Origin of the sequence: Nitrosomonas sp., assembly GCF_021731985.1 — a bacterium.
Classification (GTDB): domain Bacteria; phylum Pseudomonadota; class Gammaproteobacteria; order Burkholderiales; family Nitrosomonadaceae; genus Nitrosomonas.
The window spans coordinates 34,317-54,560 of record NZ_JAKFWH010000089.1 but is presented as its reverse complement, the minus strand read 5'-3'; the positions used below and the strand labels follow the sequence as shown (position 1 = coordinate 54,560).

Genomic DNA, 20,244 nt, shown 5'->3' with positions numbered 1-20,244 from the left:
CAAACAAACTACCGATACCCATTATGATTAATCTGGCCGTACAGCTTCTCGCCACGCAACTGAATCAGTACTTGCGGCGTACTTACAATTTGGGTGAAGATGTGGTGGTGGTTTCCAATTTGCTGGAAGTGGACGGGAGTGTTGCAGCCAATGTTAATAACAAGCTGGTTATTTTTCTGGTTAATATCGAGAAAGATACCGTTCCATTCCGGCAGGTGCGTTCACATGAAGTGGGGGAGCGTGAAATACAGAGCAGTACACCGCTCTATTTTAATCTGTACCTCATGATGACAGCCAATTTTACCGGCAGTAATTATCCCGAAGCGTTGAAATTTCTATCCAGTACCATTAGTTTTTTTCAGAAGAATCATGTGATGAATCATCAGACAGCACCTGAGTTGGATGCGCGAATAGAAAAGCTTATTTTGGATATCGAGAATCTTTCGATTCAAGATCTGAGCAATCTTTGGGGTGCTTTAGGGGGGAAATATTTACCTTCGATATTGTATAAAGTGCGGATGGTTGCTTTCGATGCTGAAGATATTGTGGGTCGCGTTTCGGTTGTGGGTGAACCTAAAACCACAGTGCAATAGATTAAGCTAGGATGAAAGATAGAGTGATAGCATGAGGGCTGCAATTTCAGGTGTGTTGTGATTCGAGGAAAATCAAGGATTGATTAGAATATGGGCACTTATCGTCCGCTATTGAGTGTTACCGTTGAACATGCTTATTTTTTAGGGGGCAATTGCAAAACGCTCGAATTTGTTCCCACAAATTCTTGTGCTGCGCTCCTACGGAAAGCAGGTCTACTGCTCAAATCGTCAGAAAGCGGTGTTGCAATTTATTTTGATGAAGAGAAGATCGATATCTTGCGTCTCCATGCGGAAGATGAATTTGCTTTGGTTTTTAAAGTTTTTTCTAAAGACAGTAATTTTTTTCGCTACACAACTCCGGGTGCGCCGCCCGATAACACGATTCTTCTTTTAAATAATCAACACATAACGCTCGATCCAACGGATAAGCAGATGTTGCATAACGGCCCCAATGTCACCGATGAAGCACTGATTGATAGTAAGGCTGATCAGTTGGAAGGTATACTGGATCGAAAAGACTATCTCGTAAAGCCCGCTTTTATTGTCCAGATGTTTGTTACTGCCGATGCGCAAGGGCTGTGTTCAGAAAAACTGGATGTGGCCGCAAGAAAATTTTATATTCGATTCACAACCAACCAATCTTTCTGGAAATATTATATTTCCGGGGATTTGTCTAAACGCAATGTTTATATAGCGGATTTGGATAATGTAGTTCAATTCAATAATGCAGGGAGTATCCTACTGCCCGGGCATCGTGAAGCAATCTTGCTACAGTCGTCAGTTGCGATTCCAATGCAAGAACAGCATCATCATCGCTTGCAATTAAGGGAGTCCGGAAACATGGGAGATAAGGTACTCATCAAACGCCTTCCCAATGCAAGTGTGAATCAAATATATGGAGAAATGATGAGTGGAAAAATGGAAAATGTCTCGGAGATTTATATCAATTAATCTGATATCTGAGTGCTAAACTAATCTGCGTCATTCCCATTTTTTTCGTGACGCTTGAGAATTAACAGTACTTCCGTTAAGCTGTTATATGTTAAATTGAAACAAGGTAATAGATAGAATTTGTAAAGTTAGGTGATAAAAGTTGTTGTTGAGCGCTACTATTCCAATTAAAAGGAGCAGATTATGGGGCAGTATAAAACACCGGGTGTTTACATTGTTGAAAAGAGTGCATTTCCTAACTCAGTGGTGGAGGTTGCTACTGCAGTGCCGGCATTTATCGGTTATACAGAAAAAGCCAGTAATAAAGGAAAGTCTTTATTAAACAAAGCGTGGCGTATTTCATCTATGTCCGAGTTCAATAGTTTCTTTGGCGGACCACCCAATACGCAATATGAAATTGCAGAGCTGACAGCTACCAAGGCGGCAGATAAGGCGGCTGATGCAAAGAAAGAGGGCGATACTAAAACTGCAGCAGCATCAACAGTTATTGTAGAAGCTGATTTCTCGAACAATGACAAAGATTATATTCTGGGACTTCAAGGCGCGCGCTATTTTTTGTATCACAGCATGATGCTTTTTTTTCAAAATGGCGGCGGTGCTTGTTATGTCATTTCTGTGGGCAATTATGATCAAAAGAAAGTAGAAAAAAAGGATCTGAGTGGCGGTGTCGGTATTTTATTAAAAGAGCAAGAACCGACTATGGTGGTGATACCTGATGCCATGTCATTGGCTGAAGCAGATTGTATCGCTTTGCAACAAGCTGTACTCAGCCATTGCGGACAAGTGATGAAGAATCGCTTTGCAATCCTAGATGTTTATGATGGCTATAAAGAAGCTCAGGATAGTCAGTGTATCGACAATTTCAGGAATGATCTTGGAACAAACAATCTGGATTTTGCGGCAGCGTATTATCCTTGGCTCAATACTTCTATTGTGCAAACTAGTGATTTGAGTTTTGGTAATATCTCCAACCTGCCTAAGTTACAGGAAATATTAAAAACTGAATTGGACAATAGTCAGTTAGATGCTAAGAAGAAAACTGAAATTGCTGAGAAGATTGCAGAAATCGGTGTCACACCTAAAACAGACGCAATGTCGACCGATGGAGATCTGCATAAGATTCTGAGTGTTGTTTGTCCAGCATATAACACGATAATCGATAACATCAAACATAAACTCAATCTGCTCCCCCCGAGTGCGGGTATGGCAGGTGTTTATACAATGGTCGATAATTCGCGGGGTGTGTGGAAGGCTCCTGCCAATGTGAGTCTGAGCGCGGTTATTTCGCCATCCGTTGAGATTACCCATGATCAACAGGAAGATCTGAACGTGACAACGGCAGGTAAATCAATCAATGCGATACGGACTTTTATTGGTGAAGGTACGCTGGTATGGGGTGCGCGTACATTGGATGGCAACAGCTTGGATTGGCGCTATATCAATGTGCGCAGAACCATGATCATGCTGGAAGAGTCCATCAAGCTGGCAACTAAGGCTTACGTGTTTGAACCCAATGTTTCCAGTACCTGGGTGACAATCAAAAGTATGATCAGTAATTTCCTAACCAGCATTTGGAAGCGCGGCGGCTTGGCCGGCGCATCACCGGATGATGCGTTTGGCGTATTTGTTGGTCTGGGTGAAACCATGACACCGCAGGATATTCTGGATGGCATGTTACGTGTCACTGTTTTGGTTGCACTGAGCCGTCCGGCAGAGTTTATCGAGATTACATTCCAGCAACAGATGCAGAAATCTTAACTTGGAAGTTATTGCGTTACCGATGCAGTTGGCAAAGACGTTTATTTCTTAATCATAAAAGTAGAGGTAAGTTATGGCAGATGATGGATCAAGTCAATCGACTACTGTTTGGCCCATGCCAAAGTTTTATTTTCAGGTTAAGTGGGATTCTCAAGTGATGTCATTTCAGGAAGTGAGCGGATTGGACATCCAGTCAGAGGAAATCAAATATCGTCATGGCGATAGCCCGGAGTTTTCGGTGATCAAGATGCCGGGAATGAAGAAGGTCGGAAATATCACTATGAAGAAAGGCATCTTTAAAGGGGATAACAAATTCTGGGATTGGTTTAAACAAATTAAAATGAATACGATTAAACGATTGCCGGTTACCATCAGTCTGCTGGATGAAACCGGTAAGGCCACAATGGTATGGACACTGACGAATGCTTGGCCGACAAAGATTACCGGCACCGACTTGAAATCGGAAGGTAATGAAGTGGCGATTGAGAGCATAGAAATCGTGCATGAAGGTCTGACTATTGCAAATAGTTGATCGTTATTCCTCTGATTTTGCAAGCAGGCTAGTACCTGATGAGTATTTCACTATTCGGAGATGTTTATCCACCATCTGCTTTTTATTTTAAGGTGGTGGTAGCACCTCCTTTAGGATTGGCGGCAGATACCTCTTTCCAAGAGGTATCTGGGATTGATATAGAAATGGATGTCGAATCAGTTGTAGAGGGCGGTGAGAATAGATTTGTCCGGCAATTGCCGAAAGGTATCAAACATTCCAATCTGTCGCTTAAACGTGGCATCGCTCCGCTGACTTCGCCGTTAGTCTTATGGTGTAAAGCAACGCTGGAATCTGGTTTGAGTCTGGCTATCAAACCATTGCCTGTTTTGGTATTTTTGATGAACGAAGACAAAGTGCCTATTCGAGGCTGGTCTTTTGATTCTGCTTATCCACTGAAGTGGGAAGTAGAAAGCTTTGGATCGACTAAAAACGAAGTGGCCATAGAAAAGATTGTGCTAAGTTATACCTCCTCAAATCGTATCATTTGATATCTACAAGAATACGAAATGTCGATAGAGATTAAACAATTGCTGATTAAATCAAATATCGTGCAGAGAACAGAGAACGAAGATCTCGAGTTATCAGAAGAGCATCGGCTCTTAAAAGAAGAGATGCTCGCAGAATGCCGGCGTTTGATTATTGATATTCTGCAGGAAAAGGGAGATCGTTAGATGATTCTTAGTGGTGCAAAAGCGCTTCTAACGATCTCTCCTTGTTCCGTGAATAACGGAAAAATAAGCGTTGATAGCTCCAGGAAAAAGTTTGAAGCAATGATCAATCCTGCCGGATATGAGCATACTTTTAAACTGAGCTATTCAAAAAACAGGGTTCTGGGGCAGCCAGGAACTGAAACCAAATATGACGCAAGCCACCCTGAAAAAATTGTTCTGAAAGAATTAATACTGGATGCGACTGGTGCTGTCGTTGCCAATCTGAGTTCAACGCTGAGTGATCCGGTTCCGGTTAAGGAGCAGATTGATTTATTAAAAGAGGTGGTTTATACGTACATAGGCACCAAACATGAGGCGCCGATTGTACAGTTAAAGTGGGGGGAACTACTATTTTATGGACGAATAGAGTCACTCAAATTTGACTACACTTTGTTTAAACCCAGCGGTGTGCCGCTGCGAGCTAAAGTCACTCTTACATTCATTGAGTATCAGAGCAGCGAAGAAATATCCAAGGAAGCAGCAACAGAGTCTCCTGATTTAACCCATCTGATCGAGGTAAAAGCAGGTGATACCTTACCGCTCCTGTGTTATCAGATTTATCGGGACTGTACCTATTACATTGAAGTTGCCAAGATTAACAATCTGACAAATTTTCGTGATCTAAAACCAGGGATAAAGCTTCAATTCCCTCCGTTAAGCTGAGGTTTGCTATGGCAGATTCCCCATTAATGGGCAGCACGGGTGTCGTTTCGGTGGCCATTTTGAGTAATGGTGCAGCGATAGCCGATACCGTTCAAATTGTTTCTGTTGAAATCACCTATGGCGTTAACAAAATACCTAGCGCTAAAATAATCCTGCTGGATGGGGATATGCCGAGTAATGATTTTCCAGTTAGTAATGCGGATGATTTTAAACCGGGTGCTGTGATCACCATCAACGCTGGCTATGCCAATCAAACGATTACTGTTTTCAAAGGAATTGTCACTAAACATGGCATAAAAATGGATGGCGACAATTTTTCCCGTTTGATCGTGCAATGTAGAGACAGCGCTGTTGCTATGACGATCGGTCGTAAGAATGCCAATTTTGTTGATTCCAAAGATAGTGATGTCATCGGTAAATTGATTGGCGCTTATAGTGGGTTAACTTCTGACGTGACGGCCACTACGACCAGTTTTAAGGAGCTGGTGCAATATTATTGTACAGACTGGGATTTTATGCTGATCAGAGCGGAAGCCAATGGTTTCTTGGTGACTGTTGATGCCGGTAAAGTGAGTGTGAAAGCACCGCAGGTAGAGGGTGAAGCCGTGCTGACACTGACTTACGGTATTGATTTGATGACGTTTGGTGCGGATGTGGATGCTGCTTCACAATTCTCGGTGGTTAAAGGGATCGCCTGGAATTTGACTGATCAAGCGATACAAGAACAACAAGCGGGTCCAAATCAACTGACAGGCCAAGGTGATCTTGCTGCTGCTGAATTGGCTGGCGTGGTTGCTCCGGATTATTTTCGTTTGCAGACCGATGCGCCTCTTGAAAGCACCGCATTAACCGATTGGGTGAAGGGACAGCAAGTAAAATCGGGTTTGGCTAGAATTAGAGGCTACGCCGCGTTCCAGGGAAGTGCTAAGGTAAAAATTGGCGAGCTCGTTGAGCTGAAAGGGGTGGGTAATCGTTTTAATGGTAACGTATTGGTGACAGCGGTAAAGCATGAAATTAAACAAGGAAACTGGGTAACGGAAATTGAGTTTGGTCTTTCACCGCAGTGGTTTGCTGAGCAATATAAGGCCGAAGCGCCATTGGCATCCGGCTGGGTGCCCGGGGTGAGTGGGTTGCAGATCGGCGTGGTAAAAAAACTCGATGCGGATCCGGAAGGCCAGTACAAAATACAAGTATCCGTTCCGGTTTTGCAGTCAGAAACAGATGGGGTTTGGGCACGGCTGGCCAGTTTTTATGGATCAAACGGGCTGGGTGCCTTTTTTGTACCTGAAATCGGCGATGAAGTGGTGCTGGGTTATTTTAACGATGATCCGTCGTATCCGGTTATTCTGGGTAGTTTGTACAGCAACAACAGGAAACCTCCCTACGAATTAACTGCGGATAATTTCATTAAAGCAATCGTAACCCGGAGTAAGCTTAAACTCGAATTTGATGATGAGAAGAAAATAATTACGCTGATTACACCGGGTAATAACAAAATAGTCATTAGCGATGACCAAAAATCCATTCTGCTGCAAGATCAAAATTCCAACAAGATTGAGCTCAATTCCAGCGGCATTATTATAGATAGCCCTAAAGACATTAAGATCAGCGCAAAAGGTAAAGTGACTATCGATGCGGTCGGAAATATAGAATCGACTGCTCAAGCGGATATAAAGAATCAAGGGCTCAATATAAATCATCAGGCAAATGTTGGTTTTAGTGCAAAAGGCAATGCTACCGCTGAATTGTCTGCGAGTGGCCAGACTACGGTGAAAGGTGGTATTGTCATGATCAATTAGGCGTTTCTTGAGCATTCAAGATACCGACCTATTTTTACAGGAGTGAACTATGCCGCCAGCAGCGAGAATTACAGATATGCATACATGCCCGATGCAAACACCCGCGGTAGTTCCTATTCCACATGTGGGCGGGCCTATAAGCGGACCCTGTGTGTCTACTGTTCTAATCGGTAATTTGCCGGCTGCTGTGGTGGGTGATATGTGTATTTGCGTCGGGCCACCCGACAGCATTGTTAAAGGTTCAGCCACTGTCATGATCAGTAATAAGCCGGCTGCCAGAATTGGGGATACAACGGCACATGGTGGTGCGATCGTTGTTGGTTTCCCAACAGTGATGATCGGCGGCTAGCATGGCAATGGTGTAAACGATGAGTGTTGATAAATCTTTTCTTGGGACCGGATGGGGATTCCCACCGGAGTTCAATAAGTATGGATCAGTGAGGAAAGTTTCGGCGGAAGAGGATATTCGTGAAAGCCTATTTATCCTTCTGTCTACAGATCCTGGCGAACGGGTGATGCAACCTACTTATGGCTGTGGTTTGAAAACACAAATCTTTGAAGAAATTAATGAAACTGCGGTAACAGTTATTGTCGACCTGATTAAACGTGCGATACTTTTTTTTGAACCGCGGATTCTCGTGGAAAATATCAGAGTGGATTCAGATAGTAGGGAAGATATATTGAATGGTTTAATAAAAATTAATATCACTTATATCGTGCGAGCAACCAATAATCGTCACAACATTGTGTATCCATTTTATTTCACTGAAGGTACTAATGTTAAATTATAAGGTTTTCTTGGTGAATGAATGAGCTCTCGAGCTAGCTTACCTGCAAATTATCATCTGCATATTAGTGACGGTAGAAGTCAGGCGAAGAGATTGTTGCCGGCACTTGAGAAAGATTACTTCAATCTGGCTGACATGCACTTTCACACACTTTTGGCGATGGTGGTTGATTATGCGCAGGTGATGACGTTTTATAACCTGAATAATAAGGAAGACGGTGCCTGGGATCAATTTTTTTCAGTGGATGAAACAGTAGTTATCACAACGATACTGGCACTGGATCTGAATAAATTGATGACCAGCACGATGTACAAAACATATACGACCGATGCCAGCGACGAATTGATTAAAGCACTGCTTGCAGTACCCTCGAAAGAAATCAGCCAGCACATGATCTCGGCCTATACAGCAATCAGTATGCTGGATAATTGGCTTCAATTACTGGCCCTATCACAAAACCAAGTCGGAATCGAGTTACGCAAAGTTCTGGAGAGCGTGATTATCGGACTTAAGAAAGATATCGATATACTTGGGCAATATTTGACCGGTTATCTTTCGCATAAAACGGTAGAAGAAATTTTTTCGCGCGATTTGATTGCGCTTGCATTTGCTCCGGCAGAAGGGAATCCACTCAAGCACGCCGATTCTGTTGTTGATGTGCGCGATAAAACGCCGATTCGGTCATGCTTTTATGCTTTCATAAAAGCCATTGAGATGGTACAGATGAGTGCAGCAAAGTTATTGTCTGTTTCTTTGGTTAGCGGTGATCATGATCCAGCCGTCGGACTGTTACTTGCTTTCTTGCAGTTATTTCAGAAACTGCACAATAAGATTAACCGGTTCACACTGAATTATGTGGATTTCTATTACGATCAGGTATTGAAAGTACAGGCGCGCGGCTATTCGCCTGATTATGTTTACTTGGTGATTGTTCCCAACAAGAAGGATTGCGACATACTCATTCCGAAGGGAACAGAATTTTCGGCGGGGCAAGATGAGAATAAGCAGGATATTGTTTATACAGCCGCTGATGATGTCTGGGTAAACGATGCAACAGTGAGTGCCGTCCATACATTATTTTTTCAACGGGATGTATTAAATTCTCCCGAGAATAAATTGCTAGAATCCATTGTGCTCACTGGTGAAGCGGATGGACATGAGAGGCAGTTTGCCACAGGCTGCTGGCTCAATGACGTGCCGGTTTTGACTGGCACAAATGATACAGATCAGGGTAATGTTCAGGTGCATCCATTATTTGGTGCGCCAAAGATAGGTGAAGAGATTGTTCGGGTGAAGCATGCGCGTATTGGATTTGCGATAGCCAGTAAAGCTTTGTTACTGCAGGAAGGACGGCGGACTGTCTGTATTAAAATGAAATATGCCGATGCAACATTGGGTGAAGGAAAGCTAACATTGGAGCGATGGATTGAGAAAATTGCTGAAGCCATGCAATTATCCAAGAATGGTGATGCGATAACACTCATTCAGAAACAGCAGGTCTTTTTTAAAGCTTTCAGAGATATTTTCATTGTCAGTCTGTCGACTGCAGAAGGTTGGCTGGAAATACCGGAATATCAGCCTTCGTATTCTGGCACTGCACAACAACAAGAACAAAACAGTTTGGCAATCACTTTTTTTCTGCCTGAAAATTTCCCGCCGATTATTCCCTATGACCGGGATATTCACGGTGATGGCTATGAAACTCAATTGCCCGTAGTGAGTTTTACACTGAATCCCAAGTGTTATTTGTACCCCTATGGAATTTTGAGTAAGCTTGAATTGGTCTGGATCGAGATTGATGTGGCGGTAGAAGGATGCAGGACTCTTCGGCTGCATAATAGTATTGGCCAGTTATCATCAGCGACGCCTTTTACACCTTTTGGTCCGCTTCCGGAAGTAGGTTCTTATCTGATTATTGGTTGCCCGGAGGCAGCGGGAAAACAACTGTTAGATTTCAATGTAGAGATTCAATGGGGCGGTTTACCCGCAGGTATGGGTGGATTTAGAACACATTATCAAGGTTATGAAGCACTCGATACTGATTTTCAGATAAGTACTGCGGTTCTGACGAATGGTAAATGGATGCCTGAGAATGCGAAGACGGCGGTTGTCAGCTCGCTTTTTCAAATAAAACTGGATCCTAATGGTGGGGAGGAAGTGAGCGAGTACAGTAAACTGTATTGCGGTTCCGTCATATCTTATTGGAATCCTTGGGAGTACCGCAGTTCTAAAGCAGAACTCAGCTATACGCCATCCACCAATAAGGGATTCTTTAAATTTACATTGGTGTCGCCAATACAAGCTTTCGGTCATCGGGAGTATCCTAATGCATTGGCTGAAGTGCTCACTTTCAATGCCAAGCAAAAGCATGCCAAGTTACTTAAGAAAATACCTAACCCGCCTTATACACCCATCATTACATCAATCGCAGTGAACTATAAGGCATCTTCAAAGATAGTTTCCGGTAAGGAAGAAGTGAACTGTATTGATGCAATGCAGGAGAGGATGATTTACCTTCATCCGCTGGGTTGGGAGGATTCGATCCCGGGAGCGGATCGGTCGCGTTTTCTATTGCCATACTATTCGTATTCTGGCAATTTATTTATTGGGCTAAAGGGATTGGCTAATGGCGGCGTGATTACGTTATATTTTTATCTACGTGAGAATTCATTACCGATTGAGAACGTTCAATTGGGAGCACTCCAGTGGTTTTATCTTGCTAATAACCAATGGGTGTCATTAAACAAGAAAGAAATCATATCGGACTCTACCCATGGATTCATGAAATCAGGAATCATAACTTTGAATATTCCGAAAGATATCACTCAAGAAAACTCGGTTTTACCCAGGGGATTATCCTGGTTATGTGTATCGTCTGATCATGATCTGGAGAAATTCTGCAGCCTTTATTCGATTTATGCGCAAGCGTTAAGAGCAAGCAGATATACGGATAAAAATACGATACCCAGTAACCTGATCAGATTGCCTGCCGGAACCGTATCACGAACGCGAAAATCAATCCCAGGGATAGGCGGCATAAGACAAGTTCAGCAATCCTTTGGCGGCAACTTAGCAGAAGATCGTAATCATTTTCGAATCCGTATTGGTGAGAGATTGAAACATAAAAAACGAGCGTTATTACCGGCCGATTATGAGTTGTTAATCTTGGAGCAGTTTCCACAAGTCTATAAAGTAAAGTGCTTTCCAAACATGAGCCCCGATTTTGTAACCGAACAACGCTTTTCCCCTGGGCATGTACTGATCGTGGCTGTACCCTATCTTACTCAGAACGAAGTGGCTACACAGAAACCTTTTCTGAGCGGCCATTTGGTTAATGAGGTGAAAGATTTTATTAGCAAGCTTGCGCCGCCATTCACAACAATTCACGTCGATAACCCTGTTTATGAAGTGATACAGGTCAGATGCACGGTTAAGCTAAAAAATTCATTGCTAGCTGGTATGTATTTGGGTCACTTGAATCAGGCAATTTCAGATTTTCTTTCGCCTTGGAACGAGACAGTCGGATATACCAGTCATTTTGGCTGGATAATTAGCAAACAGGATATCGAGTCTTATATTCAGAATCTGGATTATGTGGATCGTGTTACCAATCTCTCGATATTGCGCATTGCGCCTTTAGAGGGAGACTACTTTGATTTGTTGGATAGTGCGGATAAGAAGAGAGCTGATTCGGACTCGGGATTCAGGGATATTATTCCTAAATATCCTTGGAGTATCGTGGCGCCTATTAAGCAGCATTTTATCGAAATTGATGAAAGCTACACTTTGATTGAACCTGAGGCGACGGGAATTGGGGAACTTGAAATCGGCGGTACTTTTATAATTTCTGACGAAAAATGGCGCGAAAAGATAGAAAAACATTAGAAGCCAAGTTCAAGAATGGCAGAATGCCATCTGAAGTGGCGTTTGCCGATTTAATTGATTCGACACTGAATCTGGTCGATGACGGATTTGAAAAGACAGTGGAGGATGGGCTCAGAATTTTCCAGTTGGGAGATGGAAAGCTGATGAGTTTTTATCAGAATATGGCGACACTGAGTTCCATGTGGTTTGTTGGTATTGATAAAGCAACTGAGAATCTGAGTTTTGGCAATAGCAGTAACCCGCATATTCTAACATTACGAAGCGTTGGCAGTGATAACACTGAGTCGGGCGATGTGCCTAAAATGGGTGTGGGGATCAATACGGATAACCCTCGGTTCGAGCTTGATGTTGCCGGTACGATTGCCTGTTATGGAAGAGTAGGACGCCGTGGGGAGCTGGCAGTGCCTGCAGATGGAAACTGGCACGATATTACCGAAATGCTGACAGGTTGCCAGGCTTTTGAAGTGGTTGCGGGGGTCGGTGGTAAAGATGCTGATGGTAAGTTTGCCTTAATGCATGCGTTTGCACTCAATACCTATCATGATAAAAGCCACATCACCTATCATCAAGCGCATTACGGCGCAAAATGTAATCGCCTCGAGTTACGCTGGGAAAACGGTGCTAATACCGAGAACTTCGAATATACACTGCAGCTTCGTGTCGAGTCTTCATATGGTGACAAGATATGGGTGAACTATCATATCACCCGGCTATGGCATGATCCGGTCATGTATGGGAGCGAAAGGGAACCGGAAGTAGCGTCGCCGAAAGTTTTGAGAAAAAGACAGGATAAAAAATAAACAAAATGTCCGCGCATGTTTTAACAATTTATTTAAATCTTGAAGAGGGTAATTTACTTTTGGAAGCGCTTGCTGAATGCCCATTCAAATCTGTTTTTGAATTGATTGGTAAATTAAATCAACAAGCCAACAGTGTGTTTCCACCCGGTGTTGCGCAAAACGCGCGGCAAGAATTTACTTTTACTGAATCCGAGCTTTCGTTTTCCATTAAAGCTTTAGGCAATATGCCCTATCAACGTGTGCATAAGCTGCTGGCTGTTTTAAACCAGCAGATCCAAGTGCAAATGGATAATCAGCGCGCAGATGCGGCTTCATCAGAGCATGCCGGAATCTAACCAAATACAACGCATCAGAATCGATCCCGATGGGCTTGATTTTGAAACGTTAAGAAAAGAAGCAATCAACAAGGTTCAGGATTTATGCGGAGAAATCTGGACTGACTATAATTTGCATGACCCCGGAGTCACCATCCTGGAGCAGCTCTGCTATGGATTGACAGAACTCTCCTACCGGTCAGGATTTGAGATTCAGGATTATCTGGTTAATGAAAAGAATCGGATTGATTACCCGCAGCAAGCTTTATTCTCGCCTGAAGACATCCTGCCCAGTGCTGCAGTCACCGAAGTTGACTACCAGAAAATTCTTTATGACGCGATTCCTGAGATTGATTATATCTGGCTTGAGCCTTGCGCTGCGGGAGGAGGCTCGGCAGCAAGAGGCTTGTACACTATCTATGTGAAAATTGATGATGAGTCGATTAGGAGTCATGCCGGCAAGCCGGAGCGCAATGCGAGTCTGAGCGAACTGTCCGGAAAATTGGAACGATTAAGTGCCACTTCAAACAGTATACATATACTCCTCGATCAACTGGGCGATCGCCTGGATGCCTGGTATGGAACCTTCAAAAAGGGAGGTATTCTAGTTGGAAGCACATGCCTGTTAGTGGATGAGGCTAAGCAGCTTGATGATCAAATAGGAAAAATCCTGCATCAACTCGATACGAGCTTGGCGTATGTGGACAGATTATGGAGTCAGATCAATTATATTTGGTCGGTGATTATCGATTCACCCGATAGCCCAGATTTAACTTCTAGATTAGATGCGGTTTTGTCAAAACTGCATATCGTATTCAGTTATGCAAAACTAATCGATGCACTAAAGCCTATCCTATCTGAGCTCGAATCAAATTCTGATAATTTGATTTCTCTCTGTGGCGACTTGCTGGCAAAGCTAGCTATCCCATTGTCACGGTTTGATATTGCTTTGTCCAAGCTGGATAAAACATTGCGAGGAATCAAAAAGGATTTGTTTTCATCAACTGAGAATTTCGATCAGGTGGTGGGAAAGCTGGATGAGATCGCCATTAAACAAAGAATTTTATCCGTTTTTGCGAGACATCGAAATCTTTGTGAGGATGTTGATCGGATCGAGATTTTCCAGACGATACCGTATTACCTGGCGGGAGAAGTGGAAATACGACCTTCTTACAATACCGCAAAAATTTATGCGGAAATTTTCCTCAAATGTGCGCACTATATCTCTTCCGGCATTCAAATTGATCGCTATGAATCCATATTCAGTCAGACCGGTAGCTACGAGCAGATTTTCTCAGGTCCGTTAACCACGCATGGATATATCCGCGATCGATGTTTTGAAATATCACAGGAGATTTTAAGTGTTGTCGATTTAATTTCTCTGATCAATCAAATCGAGGGCGTTGTCAAGGTTCATGATCTGTATCTGATCGATCAGGAAAACCAGATGTACACGAGTATTTCCTACGATTCATCCAAACTTCCGGATTTATGTTTTCCCGAAACTGGCAAGTCGATGCAGATTTTGCGGCTAGTGCTTCGACAAGGTGCAAGCCGTAAGGATCAAAGCGCTAAAACAACCAGCTTTGAATACTACGAAAATAAACAAGATGAAGCGCTATTGGAAGAAGCCCGGTTGGAACTTAGGAAATTAATATTTGAATACCATGCATTCAGGAATAATCGTCCATCCTTTGCGCAATTGATTCAGTTACCTGAAGGGCAGCGGCGTGCGCTAGAGGATTATTTTTCAATCCAGAATCAATTTCCGGCTATTTACGGCATTAACCGCTATGGTATTCCGCGTTCAGAATCAGCTAAAACAAAAGCGAAGGCTAAGCAATTAAAAGCATATTTGTTTCCATTTGAGCAGTTGATGGCAAATTACTTAAAAAACCTGCAAGAGATTCCAAGGCTTTTTTCTTTAGATTCTGAACTTGAGCAATCGTGTTTCTCACAGTTTCTGACCAATCAGAATATTCCAGACATTGAGTCATTGTATGTGAAAGGCAAGCCACACAGTCAAGCTTTGCTTTCTGAGATTCTTGTGCATTATGATCGTTTCATTGATCGCAGAAATCGTGTATTGGATACATTGTTAGCGATGTATGGCGAACAATATCCACAACGATCACTATTAGAGTTCGATTGTTACCGGCGTATTGATCCGGGTAAATGGATTATCGAAAATAAAATTAATTTTCTGAAGTGTATTCGAGAGATTTCACGCGATAGAGCGAAAGGTTTTAACTATTTACACCCAGCGCTCACTGGATGCGAGGAGGAGAAAAAAAATATTGCCGGTGTCCATAAACGGATAAGTATTTTACTTGGACTCAGCCAGTTCGATTGTATTTCATCCATTACAGATGTATTGATCAAAAGGAACAGCCGTCTAATACCTGACCAAGTTCTGGCAGAGGGGATCAGCTTCTTACCAGCAGAAATGGACAATAAGGGAATTTCTGTATTCTTCGATGAAGAGAAGTATACAGAAGTGGTTATTCCTGAAAAGCTTCCAGCTTTTGGTTACTCTGTTTTTAAAGAAGGTGTTGAATTAAAAAACTATAGACTCGTAAGTTCCGGCCAAAAGACGGTCGTGTGTTTAAAATCTGAACAGAATGACCTGCTGTGGCCGCTTGGCAGCAAGGATAGTTTGGATGAAGCAACGTCATATGCGCATGAGTTTTGTAGTACTGTCACGCAACTGAATATGGCCTGTGAAAACTTCCATATGCTCGAGCACGTGCTGTTACGGCCCAAGAGAGAAAGTGAACTCAACGGCGTTTCGGATAGTGAGTCATTTTTTGATTTTCGTATTAGTGTAATTTTTCCATCCTGGACGGCAAGATTCTCAAATAAAGAATTCAGGAAATTTGCGCAAGAAACTGTCATTAAGAATCTCCCTGCACATATTTTCCCCGAGTTCTACTGGCTTGATTTTGTTTATATGCAAGATTTTGAACAGCGCTATAGAATTTGGTTATTTTGTATGCGGCAAGCCAATTTACACAATAACCAGAGTAATCGCGATCAATTGAATAAAGCATCGGAAAGGCTGATTTCTTTTCTGCTAAAGAACAGGAAAGAAACCGAATGTGAATGTTGGATTTAATAGCACATGTCAACAATACATCGCATTGATGAGCTAATTTTTGACTGTTCGTTTGATTCAGTGGCAATAGCCAATGAATATGAGTCAGAAATGAACGCTTGGCTGACAGCAAGGTTGTTACCTGCCATTGATGTGATTTTAAATGACTTTGATGAAGCGGAATCGGTATTGCGTTTAGATCACATAGAAATTGATCTGGGCAATATTTCGAATGATGATTTTTATGTCGAGCTGCTACGGCGCTTGCAAGAGAAGCTGAGTGACAAGCTGAGGGGCATCCGGAAAGACGATCAACAGCCTGAATTAGAATCGCACGGTATATTACCAGCGAAACGATTCAGTAAAATTCAGTCCGATCTGGAGAAACTGCAAGATTTTCTGCTGACAGGCAGTATGCCTTGGCATATTGATACAGCTGATGCGCGTGTGCATGAGAAAATGCTTCAGCAAGTATTACAAGAAGCTGGAGGGGCACTGGTTACTCTGCTCAAACGAGCGCCAAAATCTGATAGGGCTACACTCATCAACCGTCTGGTTTCTCAGTTCTCACAACGCCATCTGGAAAACTTATTAAGCAAAATTGTGCCAACACATGCACATCTGTTTCTGGATTTTTTGATGGTCTATCGATTCGCAGTGATAGAAAGCGGCTTTGTTCCAGACAATCAGACTGAATGGGTAGATGCAGTGTGGATTAAGCTATTTGAATTTCTACTTGATGATTCTCGGCTTTCTGCAAATCCAGTGGTACTTTTAGGCGGATTTGTTAAGAATATGGCAGTGATGCAAATGCAAGATCCGGTTCTGCTGCTACAGAGAATATCACTGACAGCTAAGCAATTCAGTGAAGAAGGAAAAATCAGGGATATGCTCTATGTTTCATTGCAGATACTCCATGCATACCCAATTGGCCAGACTCAGGTATCTGAAGAAGACTTAGCCATAGCCATAGCCACACCCACACCCCGGGGGAGCGGAAGGGACCTATCAGGAGGCGAAGTAGATGGACTGGAAGGGGCTGGAGGGGTGGAAAAAGCCGAATTAACAACTGTCCAGCCAACTGCCGAAGTAACAAGACAAGCCGAAGCGGCGAATGAATCACTGTATTCAAGGATAGTAGCAGCGCTACGCAAAGCAAAGCTGATAGAACTAGAAAGCACTACATCGGACTCAGCGGAATCGCGGAATGCAACCCTTAAGAAACAACTGCGCGACTTGCTTCGGTCGGTGGAACTACGCGCTCAATTGGCGAGTAAATTACCAGAATCGATCCTGCTAGATATCGCCTGCCTGCTGGCACCGCAGATGGCGGCACTTATCGAACAGCTGCTGGCACAGGCGGCACTACTGTATCGATGGCCTGCTGTGACACACCGGAGTACACAGAAGCATTGGAAGCAACAGATATGGGCTGCCAGCTTGGCTTATCTGCAGACAGCAGTTAGACCGGGAACGGAACCTGCCGCGTACATTCAAGCAATCGCACAAAGTTTACCCGACGCAGCGGATTCACAAGTGATACTACGCGCCTGGTATGACGCCTTGGATCAAAGCAGAACCTTCGGCGCGCTGCATACGATCTTACAGACCTTCCGGGAAAATGCACCCGTCTGGAACGAAACAACGCGAAGAACTGCGGACGTTGTTACAGAACAATCTGAAGAAAATGCTGCGTACTGGAGATCACACCAGCGCTTGGCCATGGGTAAGCGACTTACCGAGCAGCAAGACTTAGGCACAATGCTGGAAGAGTTGGCTACCCAATATCCAGCGCAACTGCAACGTATTTATCAAGATTTACGAAGCGGCCGTTATGAATTAACAACGGCACAACTGAATGCAGCCGAATTACGCCACCTGGTTGAAATGCTGCTCACAACCGAAGCTTCTATTTCTAGCACTGATCGACTCCCCTTTCTGCAAGCGATAGAAACACAAGCCAATCAAGTAAGCGACCAGCAACCGTATTACCAGAGATTGTTGGAAGACCTGCTGCAAGGCCGGGAAATTGACTTGGAAGCAATTACAAAAATGGCGCAGCGAGCCACTAGCCGAAACGACAATAACAACCCGGACTGGAACAAAGCGGCACAGGCAGAACCCACAGACACCCAATCCACCACCCAGTCGGAAAGAAAATCTGAAATCCAGACGACGCATACCGCTTTGTATTTACGGATAGTCGCAGCGCTATGCAAGGCAAAGCTGGTAGAAACAGAAAGCGCTGTGTCGGATACAACAGAAGTACGGATTATCGCCCTTAAGCAACAACTACGCGACCTAATTCGATCACCGGAACTGCGCACCCAACTGGTAAGTAAACTGCCGCAGCCGATCCTGCTAGATATTGTCTATCTGCTGGCACCGCAAATTGCAGCGCTGATCGAACAACTGCTGGCCCAAGGAGACAAGCTATATCACTCGACTGGCATAACCGGACGAAGTACACAAACACACTGGAGACAGAAAATATGGACAGCAAGCCTGGCATATCTGCTGGAAGAAGCTGATTCAAGCACAGAGCCTGCTGCGTACATCGAAGCAATCGCACAAAGTCTATCCGGCGAAGCGGATTCACAAGTGATACTACGGTCCTGGTATGACGCACTGGATCAAAGCAAAACCTTTGGCACGATTCATACGATTTTACAGGCACTCATTACAAGTGAGCTGCAATGGAATCAACCCAATGCAGCTTGGGAAAAAGAAGCGCGGGCAAAGGGAATAGAAGGGATAGAAAAAGCAGAGAAAGCAGAATCAACAAGTATTCAGCCAACTACCGAAGCACCAAGACAAGCCGAAGCGGCGAATGAATCACTGTATTCAAGGATAGTAGCAGCGCTACGCAAAGCAAAGCTGATAGAGCTAGAAAGCGTTGCATTGAACTCACCGGAATCGCGGAATGCGGCCCTTAAGCAACAACTGCGCGACTTGCTTCGGTCGGTGGAACTGCGCGCACAATTGGCGAGTAAATTACCAGAATCGATTCTGCTAGACATCACCTTCCTGCTGGCACCGCAGATGGCGGCACTTATCGAACAGCTGCTGGCACAGGCGGCACTACTGTATCGATGGCCTGCTGTGACACACCGGAGTACACAGAAGCATTGGAAGCAACAGATATGGGCTGCCAGCTTGGCTTATCTGCAGACAGCAGTTAGACCGGGAACGGAACCTGCCGCGTACATTCAAGCAATCGCACAAAGTTTACCCGACGCAGCGGATTCACAAGTGATACTACGCGCCTGGTATGACGCCTTGGATCAAAGCAGAACCTTCGGCGCGCTGCATACGATCTTACAGACCTTCCGGGAAAATGCACCCGTCTGGAACGAAACAACGCGAAGAACTGCGGACGTTGTTACAGAACAATCTGAAGAAAATGCTGCGTACTGGAGATCACACCAGCGCTTGGCCATGGGTAAGCGACTTACCGAGCAGCAAGACTTAGGCACAATGCTGGAAGAGTTGGCTACCCAATATCCAGCGCAACTGCAACGTATTTATCAAGATTTACGAAGCGGCCGTTATGAATTAACAACGGCACAACTGAATGCAGCCGAATTACGCCACCTGGTTGAAATGCTGCTCACAACCGAAGCTTCTATTTCTAGCACTGATCGACTCCCCTTTCTGCAAGCGATAGAAACACAAGCCAATCAAGTAAGCGACCAGCAACCGTATTACCAGAGATTGTTGGAAGACCTGCTGCAAGGCCGGGAAATTGACTTGGAAGCAATTACAAAAATGGCGCAGCGAGCCACTAGCCGAAACGACAATAACAACCCGGACTGGAACAAAGCGGCACAGGCAGAACCCACAGACACCCAATCCACCACCCAGTCGGAAAGAAAATCTGAAATCCAGACGACGCATACCGCTTTGTATTTACGGATAGTCGCAGCGCTATGCAAGGCAAAGCTGGTAGAAACAGAAAGCGCTGTGTCGGATACAACAGAAGTACGGATTATCGCCCTTAAGCAACAACTACGCGACCTAATTCGATCACCGGAACTGCGCACCCAACTGGTAAGTAAACTGCCGCAGCCGATCCTGCTAGATATTGTCTATCTGCTGGCACCGCAAATTGCAGCGCTGATCGAACAACTGCTGGCCCAAGGAGACAAGCTATATCACTCGACTGGCATAACCGGACGAAGTACACAAACACACTGGAGACAGAAAATATGGACAGCAAGCCTGGCATATCTGCTGGAAGAAGCTGATTCAAGCACAGAGCCTGCTGCGTACATCGAAGCAATCGCACAAAGTCTATCCGGCGAAGCGGATTCACAAGTGATACTACGGTCCTGGT

At 44.1% G+C, this 20,244-nt stretch carries 15 protein-coding genes; all 15 read left to right on the top strand.

Features of this window, described 5'->3' with window-relative positions:
* Positions 1-23: 23 nt before the first annotated feature.
* Entirely contained in the window at positions 24-593 is a 570-nt protein-coding gene (locus QZ942_RS13390) for a DUF4255 domain-containing protein (RefSeq protein ID WP_292996469.1), read from the top strand.
* A 90-nt stretch (positions 594-683) separates the two neighbouring features.
* Positions 684-1,544, top strand: a complete 861-nt coding sequence (locus QZ942_RS13385; protein WP_292996467.1) for a hypothetical protein — start codon at positions 684-686, stop codon at positions 1,542-1,544.
* Between the two features lie 183 nt (positions 1,545-1,727).
* Entirely contained in the window at positions 1,728-3,302 is a 1,575-nt protein-coding gene (locus QZ942_RS13380; RefSeq protein WP_292996464.1) for a phage tail sheath C-terminal domain-containing protein, read from the top strand.
* Between the two features lie 73 nt (positions 3,303-3,375).
* On the top strand, positions 3,376-3,834 hold the full coding sequence (locus QZ942_RS13375; protein ID WP_292996462.1) for a phage tail protein: 459 nt from the start codon (positions 3,376-3,378) through the stop codon (positions 3,832-3,834).
* 38 nt (positions 3,835-3,872) lie between these two features.
* Positions 3,873-4,343, top strand: a complete 471-nt coding sequence (locus tag QZ942_RS13370; protein WP_292996459.1) for a phage tail protein — start codon at positions 3,873-3,875, stop codon at positions 4,341-4,343.
* Between the two features lie 18 nt (positions 4,344-4,361).
* On the top strand, positions 4,362-4,526 hold the full coding sequence (locus QZ942_RS13365) for a DUF5908 family protein (protein ID WP_292996457.1): 165 nt from the start codon (positions 4,362-4,364) through the stop codon (positions 4,524-4,526).
* On the top strand, positions 4,527-5,228 hold the full coding sequence (locus QZ942_RS13360; RefSeq protein ID WP_292996454.1) for a hypothetical protein: 702 nt from the start codon (positions 4,527-4,529) through the stop codon (positions 5,226-5,228). It abuts the gene before it with no gap.
* A gap of 8 nt (positions 5,229-5,236) precedes the next feature.
* Positions 5,237-7,027, top strand: a complete 1,791-nt coding sequence (gene vgrG, locus QZ942_RS13355; protein WP_292996452.1) for a type VI secretion system tip protein VgrG — start codon at positions 5,237-5,239, stop codon at positions 7,025-7,027.
* Between the two features lie 49 nt (positions 7,028-7,076).
* Positions 7,077-7,376 (top strand): PAAR domain-containing protein, encoded by a 300-nt coding sequence (locus QZ942_RS13350; protein ID WP_292996449.1) that lies wholly within the window; start codon positions 7,077-7,079, stop codon positions 7,374-7,376.
* A gap of 19 nt (positions 7,377-7,395) precedes the next feature.
* On the top strand, positions 7,396-7,818 hold the full coding sequence (locus QZ942_RS13345) for a GPW/gp25 family protein (protein ID WP_292996447.1): 423 nt from the start codon (positions 7,396-7,398) through the stop codon (positions 7,816-7,818).
* A gap of 18 nt (positions 7,819-7,836) precedes the next feature.
* Positions 7,837-11,700, top strand: a complete 3,864-nt coding sequence (locus QZ942_RS13340; protein ID WP_292996444.1) for a baseplate J/gp47 family protein — start codon at positions 7,837-7,839, stop codon at positions 11,698-11,700.
* The gene (locus QZ942_RS13335) at positions 11,673-12,500 is read left to right on the top strand and encodes a hypothetical protein (protein ID WP_292996442.1); all 828 of its coding nucleotides are present in this window, start codon (positions 11,673-11,675) and stop codon (positions 12,498-12,500) included. The genes QZ942_RS13340 and QZ942_RS13335 overlap by 28 nt, the downstream gene beginning before the upstream one ends.
* 5 nt (positions 12,501-12,505) lie before the next feature.
* Positions 12,506-12,835 (top strand): hypothetical protein, encoded by a 330-nt coding sequence (locus tag QZ942_RS13330; protein WP_292996439.1) that lies wholly within the window; start codon positions 12,506-12,508, stop codon positions 12,833-12,835.
* On the top strand, positions 12,822-15,929 hold the full coding sequence (locus QZ942_RS13325; protein WP_292996437.1) for a hypothetical protein: 3,108 nt from the start codon (positions 12,822-12,824) through the stop codon (positions 15,927-15,929). The genes QZ942_RS13330 and QZ942_RS13325 overlap by 14 nt, the downstream gene beginning before the upstream one ends.
* A gap of 6 nt (positions 15,930-15,935) precedes the next feature.
* Positions 15,936-20,244, top strand: a 4,309-nt coding sequence (locus QZ942_RS13320; RefSeq protein ID WP_292996434.1) for a contractile injection system tape measure protein, incomplete at its 3' end; no start/stop codon positions are given.

Excerpts from the sequence above, each read along its gene's own strand:
- QZ942_RS13370 (WP_292996459.1), top strand. The coding sequence starts at position 3,873 with ATGAGTATTTCACTATTCGGAGATGTTTATCCACCATCTGCTTTTTAT.
- QZ942_RS13330 (WP_292996439.1), top strand. The coding sequence starts at position 12,506 with ATGTCCGCGCATGTTTTAACAATTTATTTAAATCTTGAAGAGGGTAAT.
- QZ942_RS13360 (WP_292996454.1), top strand. The coding sequence starts at position 4,527 with ATGATTCTTAGTGGTGCAAAAGCGCTTCTAACGATCTCTCCTTGTTCC.
- QZ942_RS13390 (WP_292996469.1), top strand. The coding sequence starts at position 24 with ATGATTAATCTGGCCGTACAGCTTCTCGCCACGCAACTGAATCAGTAC.
- vgrG (WP_292996452.1), top strand. The coding sequence starts at position 5,237 with ATGGCAGATTCCCCATTAATGGGCAGCACGGGTGTCGTTTCGGTGGCC.
- QZ942_RS13380 (WP_292996464.1), top strand. The coding sequence starts at position 1,728 with ATGGGGCAGTATAAAACACCGGGTGTTTACATTGTTGAAAAGAGTGCA.
- QZ942_RS13345 (WP_292996447.1), top strand. The coding sequence starts at position 7,396 with ATGAGTGTTGATAAATCTTTTCTTGGGACCGGATGGGGATTCCCACCG.
- QZ942_RS13365 (WP_292996457.1), top strand. The coding sequence starts at position 4,362 with ATGTCGATAGAGATTAAACAATTGCTGATTAAATCAAATATCGTGCAG.
- QZ942_RS13340 (WP_292996444.1), top strand. The coding sequence starts at position 7,837 with ATGAGCTCTCGAGCTAGCTTACCTGCAAATTATCATCTGCATATTAGT.
- QZ942_RS13375 (WP_292996462.1), top strand. The coding sequence starts at position 3,376 with ATGGCAGATGATGGATCAAGTCAATCGACTACTGTTTGGCCCATGCCA.
- QZ942_RS13350 (WP_292996449.1), top strand. The coding sequence starts at position 7,077 with ATGCCGCCAGCAGCGAGAATTACAGATATGCATACATGCCCGATGCAA.
- QZ942_RS13335 (WP_292996442.1), top strand. The coding sequence starts at position 11,673 with ATGGCGCGAAAAGATAGAAAAACATTAGAAGCCAAGTTCAAGAATGGC.
- QZ942_RS13325 (WP_292996437.1), top strand. The coding sequence starts at position 12,822 with ATGCCGGAATCTAACCAAATACAACGCATCAGAATCGATCCCGATGGG.
- QZ942_RS13385 (WP_292996467.1), top strand. The coding sequence starts at position 684 with ATGGGCACTTATCGTCCGCTATTGAGTGTTACCGTTGAACATGCTTAT.